Here is a 14,276-nt window from a genome sequence, read left to right as displayed (position 1 = left end):
GCCCGGCGGCGGGCGCCCCAACCATGAGAGCGCGGCGGTGCGCGAGACGCTCGCGGTGGCCTCGGCCCATGTCGACGCGGCCGGGCTGCTGCTGGAGCGGGCGGTCCGGCGCGCCGACGACGACCCGGTCACCCCGGCCCTCGTCGCGGGCAACCGGCGGGACGCGGCCGCGGCCGCCGGACTGCTCACCGACGCGGTGGAGCGGGTGTTCCGCACCGGCGGCACCCATCTGCGCGACGGCGGCGGGGAGCTGACCCGGCTGTGGCGGGACGTCCACACCGCCGCCTCGCACGGCGTGCTGCGCCTGGAACCGGCGGCCGCCGCCTACGCCTCCGCCGCGCTCGACGCCATGGATCTGAGCAGCACCGCCTCCCGCTCCCGGTAGAAGCCGATCTTCCAGTCGAGATAGCGCAGGGTGGCGGCGAAGTCGCCGGACCGGGCCCGCAGCAGGTCCCGGTGGGCCTCCAGGAGTTCCCGCCGGGCGGCGATGGTCGGATCGCCCGCCCGGTACAGCTCGACGTAGTGGTTCATGTCGGCCGGTGGCATCCCGGTGCTGCGCAGGTGGTTGAGGAACTCCAGCCAGCGCAGATGGACCGGGCTGTAGGCGCGGCCGCCGTACGGGTCCTGTGCGGCGCCCTCGATCAGGCCCTGCCGCTCGTACCAGTTCAGTGTCTCGGCGTCGAGACCGCTGATGCGGACCACTTCCTCCAGGGAGTACGTCTCGGCGTGGGTCGTCACATAGGCGGTGGGCCGGTTGTCGGGATAACTCGTGGACATGGCGATCCTCCGGTCTCAGGGGTCAGCGGCGCCACGAGGTGGCGGCGCGGTACGTGCTCGGTGGGGTCCGGTGCCAGTCGGCCGGGCGGCGGACCGGTGCGGGCTTCTCCTCCGCAGGAGCCCGGCGGGACAGTTCCAGCAACACGGCGGTGGCGGCGGCGAGTTCCTCGGGTGTCGGGGTGCCGCGCAGCACGCGTACGAACGGTTCCCGGGCGCCGTTCATACCGGCTGGTTCCCGTGTTTGCGGGAGGGCAGGTCGGCGTGCTTGGCCCGCAGCATGGCCAGCGAGCGGATCAGCACGGCCCGGGTGTCGCGCGGGTCGATCACATCGTCGACGAGTCCGCGCTCGGCGGCGTAATAGGGGTGCATCAGCTCGGACTTGTACTCCGCGATACGACGGGCCCGCACCGCCTGCGGGTCCTCGGCGGCGGCGATCTCCCGGCGGAAGACGACGTTCGCGGCGCCCTCCGCGCCCATCACGGCGATCTCGTTGGTGGGCCAGGCCAGCGCCAGATCGGCGCCGATGGAGCGGGAGTCCATCACGATGTACGCGCCGCCGTACGCCTTGCGGAGCACCACGGAGACGCGCGGTACGGTCGCGTTGCAGTACGCGTACAGCAGCTTGGCGCCGTGCCGGATGATGCCGGCGTGCTCCTGGCCGACGCCGGGCAGGAAGCCGGGCACGTCCACGAGCGTGACCAGCGGGATGTTGAAGGCGTCGCAGAACTGCACGAACCGCGCGCCCTTCTCGGACGCGGCGATGTCCAGCACCCCGGCGGTGGCCGCGGGCTGGTTGGCGACCAACGCGACGACATGGCCGTCCAGCCGGGCCAGCGCGCACACCAGGTTGGCCGCCCAGGCGGGCTGCACCTCGAAGAAGTCGCCGTCGTCGACGATCTCCTCGATCACCCGGTGGATGTCGTACGCCTGGTTCGGCTCGGCCGGCACCAGGTCGAGCAGGGCCTCGCAGCGCCGCTCCGGATCGTCCGACGGCTCCTCGCGCGGGGGCAGTTCGCGGTTGTTGGACGGCAGCAGCGACAGCAGGTGGCGTACGTCCTCCAGGCAGCTCGCCTCGTCGTCGTAGGCCCCGGCCGCCACCCCGGAGACCCCGGCGTGCACATCGGCGCCGCCGAGCCCGTCGTGGTCGACCTTCTCCCCCGTCACCGCCTGGACGACGTCCGGTCCCGTGATGAACATCTGCGCGATGTCCCGGACCATGAAGACGAAGTCGGTGAGCGCGGGCGAGTAGGCGGCGCCGCCCGCGCAGGGGCCCAGCATCACGCTGATCTGCGGCAGCACACCGGAGGCTGCGACATTGCGGGTGAAGATCCCGCCGTAACCGGCGAGCGCCGAGACGCCCTCCTGGATGCGGGCACCGGCCCCGTCGTTGAGGCTGACCAGCGGCGCACCGGCGGTCAGCGCGAGGTCCATCACCTTGTGGATCTTCGCCGCGTGCGCCTCGCCGAGGGCGCCGCCGAAGATGCGGAAGTCGTGCGCGTAGACGAAGACGGTACGGCCGTGGATGGTGCCCCAGCCGGTGACCACGCCGTCGGTGTAGGGGCGGCGGGCCTCCAGGCCGAAGCCGGTGGCGCGATGCCGGCGCAGCGGCTCGATCTCGGTGAACGAGCCCTCGTCCAGCAGGAGTTCGACGCGCTCGCGGGCGGTGAGCTTGCCCCGGGCGTGCTGCTGGTCACCGCCTCCGGGGGCCGGGCCCTCGTGCGCGAGCTCGCGGATGACGCGCAGTTCGGCGAGGCGGGAGCGGGTGGTGTCGGGCGGGGCGGGGGGAACGACGCGTTCTTCCATCACGGTCATGGCCCCATCATCCCCATTTAAAATTCCTTCGTGAAGGTATTTTAAAGTTACTTTGCGAAGACCGGACGGGCTCCCCGCGCCCCCGGCCGGGCACGGCGAAGGCCCCGGCACCGGGAGTGAACCCGGGCCGGGGCCTTCGCGCGTGGCCGAGCGGCAGGCGGGGGAAGTGACGCCGCCCGGCCGCCCCAGGGGTGCGTCCGGCACCCCTAGGACTTCTCGACGGGCCGGTCGGCCCGCTTGCGGAGCAGCAGCACCGTCGCCGCGGCCGTCGTCAGCAGCATCACGACGCTGATCACGAAGCTCGTGTCCATGCCCTGCTTGAAGTGGGAGGTGTCCGCGATCAGCGCGCCGAACGCCGCGACCGCGATGCAACTGCCCACCTGGCGTGAGGTGTTGAGCACCGCGGCCGCCGTACCGGCCCGCTCGCCGTCGATGTTCTCCAGGATGGCCGCCGTCAGCGAGGGCACCGCGAACCCGCCGCCCAGGCCGATCGGCACCAGCAGCAGCACCGGGATCACGTACGACGTGTGGGAGGTGACCGTCAGCATCAGCAGCGAGCCGCCCGTCATGACCAGCTGCCCGATGGCCATCGGCAGCCAGGCGCCCCGGCGGGCGGCGAGCTTGACGCCCGCCATGTTGACGATGGAGATCAGCGCGCACATCGGGATGAACATCGCGCCGGTGCTGACCGGGGAGGCGCCGCGCACCTGCTGGAAGTACATGCCGAGCAGGAAGATGGCGCCGTAGAAGACCGCGTTGATGGTGAAGCCGGCCGCCAGGCAGACCAGCACCGTACGGGACTTGAAGATGCTCAGCGGCACCATCGGGTGCTCGCGCCGCGACTGCGTCCGTACGAACACCGCGACCGCGACGAGGGCCAGGGCGAGCGTGCCCAGCACGTCCGGGCTGGTCCAGCCCGCGCGCCCGCCCTCGATCACCGCGTACGTCAGACCGGCCAGGGAGGCCACGATCGACAGCTGGCCGACCAGGTCGACCGGCGCCGAGCGGCGCGCCGAGGGGGTGATGCGGGTCAGCAGGGCGAGCCCGATCGCGCCCACCGGGAGGTTCAGGTAGAACACCGCGCGCCAGCTCAGGCCGCTGGTGAGCATGCCGCCGACGACCGGTCCGACGGCGACCGCGACGGAACCGGCGGCGGTCCAGATGGCGATGGCCCGCGCCCGCTTGCCGGGGTCGCTGTAGGTCTGCCGGATCAGGGCGAGCGAGGCCGGGACCATGAGGGCCGCGGCACCGCCCTGCACCATGCGGGCGCCGATCAGCGTGCCGAGGTTGGGCGCGACGCCGCAGGCCAGGGAGGCCACGGTGAAGGCGGCGAGGCCCCAGGCGTAGGCGCGGCTGGCGCCGATGCGGTCCGAGAAAGTGCCGGCGGTCAGCATGAACGCCGCGAACATCAGGGTGTAGCCGTCGACGATCCACTGGAGGTCGGCCATCGTGCCGCCGAGGCTGTGCGAGATGGCCGGCAGGGCCACGTTGACGACCGAGCCGTCGAGGGAGATGACGAAGAAGGCGAGCAGGGCCGCCACGAGGACGGTGGTGGGGGAACTGGAGCGCGGCGCCGAGGGCGCGTCGGCCGGTTCGACCGGGATCCGGTCGGTCCGCGCGGACCGGGTCAGGATGGCCATGGGAACTCTCCTTGGCTGAAGGCTGGTTGGGGGGCGGGGCGGAGGCGGGGCCGGTCAGGCGTCGGCCGGCGCGGCGCGGCGGCGGCTGAGCTCGGCGAACCCGGGGTGCGTGCCGAGGACCCCGCCCTCGCCCCAGCGGTTCTGCGGGATCTCCTGGATGAAGACGGTGATCTTGTCGAGGGGTGCCCCGATGACGCGGTGCACCGTGGCGGTGAGCTCCTCGATGAGCTCCTGGCACTTCTCGTCGGTCTGGTTCGGCCAGGTGGTCATGGAGAGGATGGGCATGGCGAAGCTCCGTCTGTCGTAAGGGGGTTGCGGCACCGGGTGGCGGTGCGGGAAGTCCTGGGGGGGCGGGGCGGGCGGCTACAGGCCGGCCGACGCCCCGCCGTCGAGGGTGATCGCGGCGCCGGTGAGGTGCCGGGCGGCGGGGGACAGCAGGAAGGCGGCGAGCCGGGCGACATCGGCCGGTTCCGCGAGGGTGCCGAGGGGGGTACCGGCCGCCACCTGGGCGCTGACCTCCTCGGCGGTGGCCCCGGTGCGCTCGCCGATCGCCTTCGCGATCTCGTCCCACAGCGGGGTGCGGACGGCGCCGGGGTCGAGCACATTGACCCGGACACCGGAGCGGCCGAGGTCCTTGGAGACGGCCTTGGCGAAGGCCGCGAGGGCCGCGTTGACCGCGCTGTTCACCACGAAGAGCGGGTCGGGGTCCTTGCGGAAGACCCCGCTGACCAGGACGACCGAGCCGCCGCCCGCCGCGGCCAGGGGGCCGGCGAGCGCCCGGGTGAGCCGGACCGCGCCCATGAGCTTGGCGTCGAACGTGGCCTGCCACATCGCGTCGACGGCCTCGGCCAGCGGGGCCAGCGGGCCGTCCCCGGCCGTGTGCACCAGGCCGTCCACCCGGCCGAGCTCGGCGACCAGCGCGTCCACGGAGGCGTCGACGGAGGCGGTGGAGTTGATGTCGGTCTCGTACGTCACGAGCCGCCCGGCGCCCCCGGTGCGGGCGTCGATCGCGTCCCGGGTCCGCTCCAGCCGGTTCGCGTCCCGGCCGAGCATCACGACGGTGGCGTCGGAGCGGGCGAGCTCCTCGGCCACGGCCGAGCCCATGCCGCCGGTGGCACCGCTGACGACGATGACGGGAGCGGGGGCGGGGGCGCTGGTGTCCACGGTGTCCTCATTTCGCGTAGGGCTCAACCACCGTGCGTGCAGCCGTGATTGAGGGTGCGTCAGAACAAACGCCGGAACAGTCCGGCGGTCCGTGCGGAGCGCGTCCGGGCTGGTGATGAAGAAGGTAGCGGGGTTCGGAAGCAGGCGCAACCATCTAGTTGGTTTTCTGCCTCCGGGCGCCCCCGCACCGCCCGGGGGCAGCGAAAAAGGGAGCCCGGTGAGACCCGGACTCCCTTGCCGTGTACGTCAGTTGCCGCCGGTCAGAGCGACCCCTGGAGCACGTTGTCGATGATCGAGTGACCGTGGGCGACGACGCTCGCCCGCAGCAGCGCCCACCCGGACTCCGTGTCACCGTCGGGACCCAGCATCAGCCGGCGCTGCTGCGGCACGATGAACGGCCAGGACGCGACACCGACCAGGGCGATCAGCACCCGGGCCGCGACCGCGGGATCGTCGACGCCGAGGGCGAGGCTCAGCGCGGCGGTCTTGTGGACGTAGTACGTCTCGCGCTCCTTCTCGTCCGGGATCGGCTTGTCGCGGTAGTGCAGACCCTCCCAGGCCAGCAGCCGCACCAGGTCGGACCGGCGGTGGTAGTCGAAGACCTCGCCCACGTAGGAGCGCAGCCCCTCCTCGGTGACGGGGATGGGCACGGCCTGCGACATATGGGCGTAGACCTTGCTCATCACCGCCGCGAAGAGGGCTTCCTTGTTGCCGAAGTAGGCATAGATCCGCTGCTTGTTGACGCCGGAGCGCTCCGCGATGCGATCCACGCGCGCACCCGCGAGACCGTGCTCGGAGAACTCCGCCTCGGCGGCCTCCAGGAGCTTGGCGCGGGTCTGCTGTCCCTTGGGTGTCTCAGCCATGGAACGAGCCTAGTCCACGGGAAACCAACTGGATAGTTCAGAAAAACCAACTAGATGGTTGCACTCGCCGCCCGGGTCCCCTACGGTCTTCCCATCGGCCCCGCCACCCCGGAGTTCCGGAGCGGAAAGGCGGCAGGCCCCGTACGTCAGCTGTACCTGTTCGACGCTCCTCCCGTCCGCGGACCGCCCTTCGGGCGCGACCCCGCTCCCTCAAGGAGAAACGCATGTCAAGCACAGCCGCCCCCCGGACCCTGCTGCTCGTCGGTGACCGATTCGCCGGATTCGCCGCCCAGCAGGACGTCCTCACCGTCACCGGCTTCATCGAGGAGATGCACCTCGGGGTGTACTCCTGGGACGCCCAGCCGATCCGGGTGCGCGCCGGTCAGGGCGTCACCGCCGAGGACCGGGAGCTCATCAGAGGCCAGGCCCAGCTCCTCGGCCTCACCGCGCGCCTGGACTTCGACTTCCGGCCGCCGTCGCTGGCCGGCCGGGGCGAGGCCCACAAGCACCTGAGCTGCAACACCCTCATAGCCGACCTGCGGCGGGACGGGGCGGACCTGTTCTCCGCGACGCTGCGGGTGCACAACGACAACGAGCTGCTCATCGACCACCAGACCGGCGAACACGTCCAGGGCATGGTGGCCGTGGAGGCGGCACGGCAGATGTTCCTGGCGGTCAGCGAGCGCTATCACGCCTCCCGCTATCTCGACCGGTCGTACTACTACGTCATCGAGTCGATGAACACCGGCTTCGAGAACTTCCTCTTCCCGGTCGACGCCACGATCGTCTACCACACGCTCCGCGCCGAACTCGACGACCCGGACCGGCTGTCCTTCGCCGCGGAGATCTCCCTCCACCAGGCCGGTCGGCGCGCCTCGATCACCACCGTGACCTACACCGCCTTCGACGCGCCGGTCATCGAGGCCAAGGAGCACCGCCGGGCGCGGTTCGCCGTCGAGCACACGATGCGCTCCGCGCCGCAGACGGCCACGGCGGCGGGGGCCGCGGCCGCCGGCGCGGACCCGGCCGCCGGTCAGCCGGTGCTGGTCGGCGTCTGAGCCCGGCGCCCCTCAACTCGGCTGTACCGCAACGCCCTTCACCTCAGCTGTCTCGCACCGCCCGTCAGCACCCTTCGCAGCACCACTCACACCGAGGAGAACCGTCATGTCCGCTTCCGCCGCGCTCATCACCGCCACCGAGCTGTTCGCCAAGCCCGACCAGGTCGACGCCGTCGCCGAGTCCTGGCAGCGCCACAACGACGCGTCCGGCTTCGAGGGCCGCATCCTCTACCGCGGTCTGGAGAGCAACTCCGTCCTCGAACTCGCCCCGCTGGACGGGTTCGAGCGGATGGAGGAGCTGCGCGCCGACTGGTGGAAGCTGTGGGAGGCCGTCGGCCCGCTGGGTGAGGGCGACTTCCGCCGCCAGATCCTCCAGTTCGTCGAGGCGCCCAAGCCGGCGGCCGGGGCCCTGCCCGACACCCGGTACGTGCAGATGCGGCACGTCGAGGTCGTGCCGCGGGTCTACCGGCAGTACCGCGCCTGGCGCGAGGAGACCATCTTCGACGTCGTCCGCACCTCGCAGGAGGTGCGCAGCTTCCAGGCGTTCCACTCGCTGGCCAGCACCGAGCCCGGGGTGATGTTCGTGTCCGGCTTCGACGCCGACCCGGCGAAGTACCTGGAGGCCTTCACCGACCCGCGCTACCAGCAGATCGTCCGCGAGGCCGGCGACACGTACATCACCGGAGGCGACAACGGCCTGTACACCCGCATCTACGAGCGCGTCACCGCGCTCTGAACCGACCCGGGCCCAGGGCCCGTTCCGCCCCCGGCCGGTCGCGGGCGCCCCGCACGCAAGGCGTCCCCGCGACCGGCCGTCGCCACCGGCCCCGGACCACCGGTGTGCCCCGGCCCCGCCCCAGATCGGCCCCGACCGGCCCCGACCGGCCCCGACCGGCCCCGACCGGCCCCCGTAAGGAGTACCCGCCATGACCGTCGCACCCGTGGCCGCCACCGCTGACGCGGCCGCCCCCATGACCCGTACCTACGACCTCAGCGTCACCACCCAGGGCCCGCTGTACCCGCCGAGCGAGATCGTCGACGAGCGGGGCGACTTCGTCGTCATCGGCCGGGTCAACCGCCCCGGGCCCGACGGCACCACGGTCTCCGAGTGGGGCGGCGCCGTCGTCTCCCCCGGCAGTCCGCTGCCGCCGCTGGGCGGCAACCTGCCGTACGACATCGTCCGCGAGCTCGACCTCGCCGACCCGACAGGACCGGACGCCCAGGTCCAGCTCTACACCCTGCCCCTCCCGCTGCCCTGCAACAACTACCCGATGCTCTTCGCCCCGGAGCAGCGTCCCGACGCGCACGACGTGCGCCGCCCGAGCTATCCGCTGCACGGCGCGCCCATCCCGGATCTGCGCGAGGAGGACGGGCCGAAGGTGCGGGAGCCGATCACTCTGGGCCAATGGACCAAGGCCCGCGGCCAGTTGGAGGTGCATGTACCGGCGCACCGGCGCGCCGCCGACTTCTCGTTCGCCTTCACCGGTCTGATCCCGGACAGCCTCTACACGGTCATGTCGCTGCGCGAGCACGACCTCGACCCGGCGGGACCGACCCGCCCGGGGCCCCTCGGCGTGCCGAACGCGTTCATCAGCGACAGCAACGGCATGGCCCACTACCGGGCCACACTGCCCAACCCCTTCCCGGCGCCGGGCACCCCGGGCGCGAACCGGGTGATCAACGTGGTCGTGCTGTGGATGAGCTACCAGCAGAACTACGGCGGCGCCATCGGCCACTTCGGGCTCGGCGGCGACATCCACGCGCAGCTGAAGCTGACGGGGCCGAGCTTCGGGGAGTTCACGACCGCCCCGGCCAACTGACCTGTGTCCTCACTCTGTCGAAGCGCCTGAACTGGGAGGAACCATGAACAACCCGATCGGCATCATCGCCACCGGCTCCTACCTGCCCGCCACCGTCGCGCACAACGAGGAGGTCGCCGCGGCGGCGGGCGTGACCGCCGAGTGGATCGAGCGCAAGACGGGCATACGACGCCGCCACCGCGCCGCGCCGCACGAGGCCACCTCGGACCTCGCCGCCCACGCCGCCCGCCGCGCCCTGGCCCAGGCGGGCCTGGAACCCGACCAGATCTCCTACCTCGTCGTCGCCACGTCCACCCCGGACCACCCGCAGCCCGCCACGGCGGCCATCGTCAGCGACCTCGTCCGGGCCCGCCGCGCCGCGGCCTTCGACGTCAACTCCGTGTGCAGCGGCTTCATGTTCGCGATGACGGCGGCGGAACGCATGCTGCGCGCGGAGCCCCAGGCCCCGGGGCAGGGACCGTACGCCCTGGTGATCGGCGCGGACGTCTACTCCCGGATCCTGGATCCGGCCGACCGCAGGACCGCCATCCTCTTCGGCGACGGCGCCGGCGCCGTGGTGCTCGGCCCGGTGCCCGCCGGGACCGGGGGCATCACCACCAGCCTGACCACACGGGGCGACCAGCACGGGCTGATCAGCGTGCCGGCCGGTGGCAGCAGGCGCCCGGCGTCGGCGGCCACGCTCGCCGAGGGCGCCCACTGGTTCACGATGGACGGGCGCGGGGTGCGCGGCTTCGTCCAGGAGAACCTGCCGGGCGCGATCCACGAACTGCTGGCCAAGGCGGACGTGCCGGCCCGCGCGGTACGGCACCTCGTCCCGCACCAGGCCAACGGCGTGATGCTGGCCGAGGTCTGGCCCGCCCTCGGCCTGGACTCCGCGCGGATGCATCTGGCCCTGGCCCACCACGGCAACACCGGCGCCGCGTCCGTCCCGATCACCCTCGACGTGGCGCACCGGCGCGGCCTGTTCACCGAGGGCGACCTGACGGTCCTGACGGCGTTCGGCGGGGGCATGTCGGTGGGTTCGGCCCTGCTGCGCTGGGCCCCGACCGCACACGCCCGCCCGGCCCGGGACCGGCTGACCGCAGCGGTGCGGGAGCCCGCGCTGGCCGGAGCGAGGTAGCGGAAGCGGAGCACCACGGAACGCGGACCACGGAACGCGGACCACGGGCCACTGACCACGAAGCACGGACCCCGAAGCACGGAGCAGCAGACGAGACCGTCACCAGCACCCAGGAGAGACGATGACCACGATGCCGAGCACCTCCGCTCCCCGACCGCACGGCGGCACGGGCGGCGGCCCGGCAGCCGCGCGGCACACCGGCCGGAGGCACCCGCCGGCCGCCCGGCAGGAGGCGAGAAGACCGGTGCTGCGCCTCGCGGGCGACGCGGACGACGCGTGGCTGGAGCCGCACATCTGCCGGGGCATCGACTGAGGCGGCGCCGCACACGCGTGAAGGGACGGGGGCTCGGCCCACCGTCCCTCCACGCGTTCGCCGCCGCCTTCAGACGTGAGGGGAACCCCATCGCGTCGATTCCGCCACGAGGCGCGGTGCCAGGGCCCGCGAGCCCGGCGTGATCCGACGGGAGGCCCTAGCCGAGCGGCAGCCCGCACGCTCCGGAGCAGTCCTCGGTGCACTCGTCGCGGCCCATGGACCAGCAGGCGAGCGCGCTCCCGGTGACGGCGGTGGCGGCCCGCCGGGCACGCCGGGCGACATAGCCCCGTACGACGGGATCGGCGCCGACGGCCCTCGGGTGGCCGACGCAGTCGAAGAGGGGGAAGTCCGAGGGGTGGTCGCCGTAGGCCCAGCAGTCGCGCGGGTCGACGCCGGGATACGCGGCGAGCAGCCGCAGTGCCGCCGCCCGCTTGCCCTCGCCGATCACGGGCTCGGTCAGCTCGCCGGTGTAGCGGCCCGCGCGCACGACGGGCGAACTGCACAGGACGTGCCGGGCGCCGATGTGCTCCGCGATGGGATCGAGGCACGGCGCGAAGGACCCCGAGACCAGCGCGATCTCGGCGCCGGCGGCCCGGTGCCGGGCCAGTTCGGCCGCGGTGGCGGCGATGAAGAACCCGGGCTCCGCGGCGGCGCGGGAGAACCACTCCCTGCCCAGGTCGGCCGTCTCGGCCACGCTCTCCCCGGCGTAGGCGCGGTAGTAGGCCCGGTTCACGTCCTCGCGGCGTGCGCCCCGCGCGGCCCGCTCCCGCAGCTCCCCGGCGATCCGCTCGTAGCGCTCCTCCCCCGCGTCCCCGTGCCGCCGCACCAGCCGGAAGCGCAGGAAGTCGAACATGCTCTTGCGGTCGATCAGCGTCTCGTCGACGTCGCAGAAGACCAGATGGGCGGGCCGCCCCAGGTCTTCGGCCAGCACCGTGCTCCCCGTTCCTGCCAGCACCGTCATCGTCGGAACCTCCCCCTCGGGGCCCGGCGCGGTGCCGGGCACAGATAAAAATTCCTTCGCGAAGGTATCACTTCGACACGTGCGCCAGAAGGGTGTTTCGCAGAGCCGGGCCCCGCGGCGGATCCGTACGACCGGCCCGGTCCGCCGCGCGCGAAAATTTGTCACGGCCGAGACACATGTCCTCGTCCAGCGGCATTAATGTGGACCTACGAGGCGGTCGGTGCCGGATCCGTGCAGGGCGGGCGTCGGACTCCTCGCCGCAGTCCCCGGAACGACGAAGGTGTCATGCCCGCTGAGAACACCCCCGGCGTCGGCAACCTGGACGACGACGACTACCCCGCCTACACCATGGGCCGGGCCGCCGCCGTTCTCGGCCTCACCCCCGCCTTCCTGCGGGCCGTGGGCAGGGCCGGACTGATCACCCCGCTGCGCTCGGAGGGCGGCCACCGCCGGTACTCCCGCCGGCAGCTGCGCATCGCCGCCCGCGCCCGGGAGCTGGTCGACCAGGGCACTCCCGTGGAGGCCGCGTGCCGCATCGTCTCCCTGGAGGACCAGCTCGCGGACGCCCACCGGCTGAACCGGGACATGCGCCAAAAGCTGGACGCGCGCGGTATCGATATCTAGTCCGGCCGTTGCAGGATCGCTGAGCGCGATGGAGACAGAATTGGCCGGACGGCCGGAAAACCCCTCGGGCGCCGCCAGGCAACGTGTGTTAGCGTGATAGGCGTTGCAGTTTTGGTTGCCAGAGAATTTTTTCTTTGCAGAGCTTTCCGGATCTTTCCGGAGGGGTGATCACAGCGGCGACTCGGCTTCGCAAGGTGCGAAGTCCGGCACTGCCCCCAAAGGGAGATTCACATGGCAACTGGCACCGTGAAGTGGTTCAACTCGGAAAAGGGCTTCGGCTTCATCGAGCAGGACGGCGGCGGCGCTGACGTGTTCGCCCACTACTCGAACATCGCGACCTCCGGCTTCCGTGAGCTTCAGGAAGGCCAGAAGGTCAGCTTCGACGTCACGCAGGGCCAGAAGGGCCCCCAGGCCGAGAACATCGTTCCCGCCTGACGCTGACACGCGTCGTCGCGAGCCGAGCGGCTCGCACATCATGAGGCTGGGGCCCGCGCTCTCGGGGTGCGGGCCCCAGCTCATTGTCTTTTTCCGGGCCCTCGCCTTTTCCTGGACGACTCCAGCGCCAAGGCGGACGTCTCCGCCGCCGAGAGCGGCCCGGTTCTTCACCATTTCTTCGGCTCATTCTTGCGAATCCTCGCGCGGTCGGCACCGCCGGACGGAATTCCTCGATACGCCGCATCGAGGAAGGTTCCCCCATGAACCGCACCCGTCGCACCAACGGCACCACCGGTGACCTCCGCGCCCCCCGCAGGTCCGCGCGCCCCCGTCCCGGCACCAGCCGCAAGACCGGTCAGAGCGCCCGGCCCGCCGCGCGTCGGCAGGAGTTCGCCCTGCCCACCACGGTCACCGAGCCGCTGCCCGCGGTCGAGGCGTTCGCCGAGCTCGACATGTCCGAGCGACTGCTGAAGGCACTGGTCGACGAGGGCGTGAGCGTGCCCTTCCCGATCCAGGCGGCCACCCTGCCGAACGCGCTCGCGGGCCGGGACGTCCTGGGCCGGGGCCGTACCGGCTCGGGCAAGACGCTCGCCTTCGGCCTGCCGGTGCTGGCCCGGCTGGAAGGGCAGCGGGCCCAGCCCAAGCAGCCCCTCGCCCTGGTCCTCGTACCGACCCGGGAACTGGCCACGCAGGTCACCGACTCGCTCGCCCCGTACGCCCGCGCCCTGCATGTGCGCTTCGCCACCGTGGTCGGCGGTGTGTCCATCGGCCGCCAGACCAGCGCGCTGCGCGCCGGTGCGGAGGTCGTGGTCGCCACGCCCGGCCGCCTCAAGGACCTGATCGACCGCGGCGCCTGCCGTCTCGACCACGTCGCCGTCACCGTCCTCGACGAGGCGGACCAGATGGCCGACATGGGCTTCATGCCGCAGGTGACCGCGCTGCTCGACCAGGTCCCGGCCCGTGGGCAGCGGCTGCTGTTCTCGGCCACCCTGGACCGCAACATCGACCTCCTGGTGCGGCGTTACCTCCACGACCCGGTCGTGCACTCGGTCGACCCGTCGGCCGGCGCGGTCACCACGATGGAGCACCACCTGCTCCAGGTGCGGGACACCGAGAAGCACGACGCCGTGACCGAGATCGCCGCCCGCGACGGGCGCGTGATCATGTTCCTGGACACCAAGCACGCGGCGGACCGGCTGGCCAAGCACCTGCTGTCCGTCGGGGTACGCGCCGCGGCCCTGCACGGCGGCAAGTCCCAGCCGCAGCGCGACCGTACGCTGGCGCAGTTCAAGAACGGCCAGGTCACGGCCCTGGTGGCGACCAACGTCGCCGCCCGGGGCATCCATGTCGAGGGCCTCGACCTCGTCGTGAACGTCGATCCCCCGGCCGACCACAAGGACTATCTGCACCGCGGCGGCCGTACCGCCCGCGCGGGCGAGTCCGGCACCGTCGTCACCCTCGTGCTGCCGCACCAGCGGCGCGCGATGGACCGGCTGATGGCCGACGCCGACATCACCCCGAGCACCGCGCGGGTGCGCCCCGGCGAGGACGAGCTCCAGCGCATCACCGGCGCCCGGACGCCCTCCGGCATACCGGTCGTCCTCGCCGCACCGGCCGACGACCGCCGCGAGAACGGCGAGGGCTCCGGCCGCCGCCGGGGCCGTGGCCGGGGCCGGGGCCAGGGCGGCG

At 72.3% G+C, this 14,276-nt stretch carries 16 protein-coding genes and 1 pseudogene; 9 read left to right on the top strand and 8 right to left on the bottom strand.

The window, feature by feature from the left end; all coding sequences use genetic code 11:
• Positions 1-385, top strand: a pseudogene (locus ACLF5H_RS37050) (oxidoreductase); the annotation flags it as partial.
• On the opposite strand, the gene ACLF5H_RS37045 reads toward ACLF5H_RS37050, so the two are convergent.
• The 7 genes from ACLF5H_RS37045 to ACLF5H_RS37015 form a co-directional block, all read right to left on the bottom strand.
• Positions 325-777: a MerR family transcriptional regulator gene (locus ACLF5H_RS37045; RefSeq protein WP_421680381.1), complete on the bottom strand. Its 453-nt coding sequence runs from the start codon at positions 775-777 to the stop codon at positions 325-327. The pseudogene ACLF5H_RS37050 and the gene ACLF5H_RS37045 sit on opposite strands and share 61 nt — an antisense overlap.
• 22 nt (positions 778-799) lie before the next feature.
• A complete protein-coding gene (locus ACLF5H_RS37040) occupies positions 800-1,000 on the bottom strand; it encodes an acyl-CoA carboxylase subunit epsilon (RefSeq protein WP_421680380.1) in 201 nt (66 codons plus the stop codon).
• A complete protein-coding gene (locus tag ACLF5H_RS37035) occupies positions 997-2,589 on the bottom strand; it encodes an acyl-CoA carboxylase subunit beta (RefSeq protein WP_421680379.1) in 1,593 nt (530 codons plus the stop codon). Before ACLF5H_RS37035 ends, ACLF5H_RS37040 begins: the two co-directional genes overlap by 4 nt.
• 206 nt (positions 2,590-2,795) lie before the next feature.
• The gene (locus tag ACLF5H_RS37030) at positions 2,796-4,229 is read right to left on the bottom strand and encodes an MFS transporter (protein ID WP_421680378.1); all 1,434 of its coding nucleotides are present in this window, start codon (positions 4,227-4,229) and stop codon (positions 2,796-2,798) included.
• A gap of 54 nt (positions 4,230-4,283) precedes the next feature.
• A complete protein-coding gene (locus ACLF5H_RS37025) occupies positions 4,284-4,514 on the bottom strand; it encodes a tautomerase family protein (protein WP_421680377.1) in 231 nt (76 codons plus the stop codon).
• 78 nt (positions 4,515-4,592) lie between these two features.
• The gene (locus ACLF5H_RS37020; protein ID WP_421680376.1) at positions 4,593-5,393 is read right to left on the bottom strand and encodes an SDR family NAD(P)-dependent oxidoreductase; all 801 of its coding nucleotides are present in this window, start codon (positions 5,391-5,393) and stop codon (positions 4,593-4,595) included.
• A 260-nt stretch (positions 5,394-5,653) separates the two neighbouring features.
• Complete coding sequence (locus ACLF5H_RS37015) at positions 5,654-6,256, bottom strand: TetR/AcrR family transcriptional regulator (RefSeq protein ID WP_421680375.1); 603 nt, start codon at positions 6,254-6,256, stop codon at positions 5,654-5,656.
• A 224-nt stretch (positions 6,257-6,480) separates the two neighbouring features.
• Between ACLF5H_RS37015 and ACLF5H_RS37010 the strand changes: the two genes are divergently transcribed.
• The 5 genes from ACLF5H_RS37010 (at position 6,481) to ACLF5H_RS36990 (ending at position 10,567) form a co-directional block, all read left to right on the top strand.
• Positions 6,481-7,314 (top strand): AfsA-related hotdog domain-containing protein, encoded by an 834-nt coding sequence (locus ACLF5H_RS37010; RefSeq protein WP_421680374.1) that lies wholly within the window; start codon positions 6,481-6,483, stop codon positions 7,312-7,314.
• 106 nt (positions 7,315-7,420) lie between these two features.
• A complete protein-coding gene (locus ACLF5H_RS37005) occupies positions 7,421-8,050 on the top strand; it encodes a hypothetical protein (RefSeq protein WP_421680373.1) in 630 nt (209 codons plus the stop codon).
• 190 nt (positions 8,051-8,240) lie between these two features.
• Entirely contained in the window at positions 8,241-9,134 is an 894-nt protein-coding gene (locus ACLF5H_RS37000) for a hypothetical protein (protein ID WP_421680372.1), read from the top strand.
• 43 nt (positions 9,135-9,177) lie between these two features.
• Positions 9,178-10,254 (top strand): 3-oxoacyl-ACP synthase III family protein, encoded by a 1,077-nt coding sequence (locus ACLF5H_RS36995; RefSeq protein WP_421680371.1) that lies wholly within the window; start codon positions 9,178-9,180, stop codon positions 10,252-10,254.
• Positions 10,255-10,375: 121 nt separating this feature from the next.
• Positions 10,376-10,567 (top strand): hypothetical protein, encoded by a 192-nt coding sequence (locus tag ACLF5H_RS36990; protein ID WP_421680370.1) that lies wholly within the window; start codon positions 10,376-10,378, stop codon positions 10,565-10,567.
• 157 nt (positions 10,568-10,724) lie between these two features.
• Here ACLF5H_RS36990 and ACLF5H_RS36985 read toward each other — a convergent pair whose 3' ends face one another.
• Positions 10,725-11,528 (bottom strand): HAD family hydrolase, encoded by an 804-nt coding sequence (locus ACLF5H_RS36985; protein WP_421680369.1) that lies wholly within the window; start codon positions 11,526-11,528, stop codon positions 10,725-10,727.
• 285 nt (positions 11,529-11,813) lie between these two features.
• Between ACLF5H_RS36985 and ACLF5H_RS36980 the strand changes: the two genes are divergently transcribed.
• From ACLF5H_RS36980 to ACLF5H_RS36970, 3 genes are all read left to right on the top strand, one after another.
• Positions 11,814-12,152 carry a MerR family transcriptional regulator gene (locus ACLF5H_RS36980; protein WP_421680368.1) on the top strand — a complete coding sequence of 113 codons (339 nt, stop codon included), beginning with the start codon at positions 11,814-11,816 and terminating at the stop codon, positions 12,150-12,152.
• Positions 12,153-12,383: 231 nt separating this feature from the next.
• Positions 12,384-12,587, top strand: coding sequence for a cold-shock protein (locus ACLF5H_RS36975; protein ID WP_003969786.1), 204 nt, complete (start codon positions 12,384-12,386; stop codon positions 12,585-12,587).
• A gap of 260 nt (positions 12,588-12,847) precedes the next feature.
• On the top strand, positions 12,848-14,276 hold a 1,429-nt coding region (locus ACLF5H_RS36970), incomplete at its 3' end, for a DEAD/DEAH box helicase (RefSeq protein WP_421680367.1).

Source organism: Streptomyces sp. LaBMicrA B280 (assembly GCF_049222185.1).
GTDB classification, from domain to species: domain Bacteria; phylum Actinomycetota; class Actinomycetes; order Streptomycetales; family Streptomycetaceae; genus Streptomyces; species Streptomyces murinus.
This window is presented reverse-complemented; position numbering and strand designations above follow the sequence as displayed.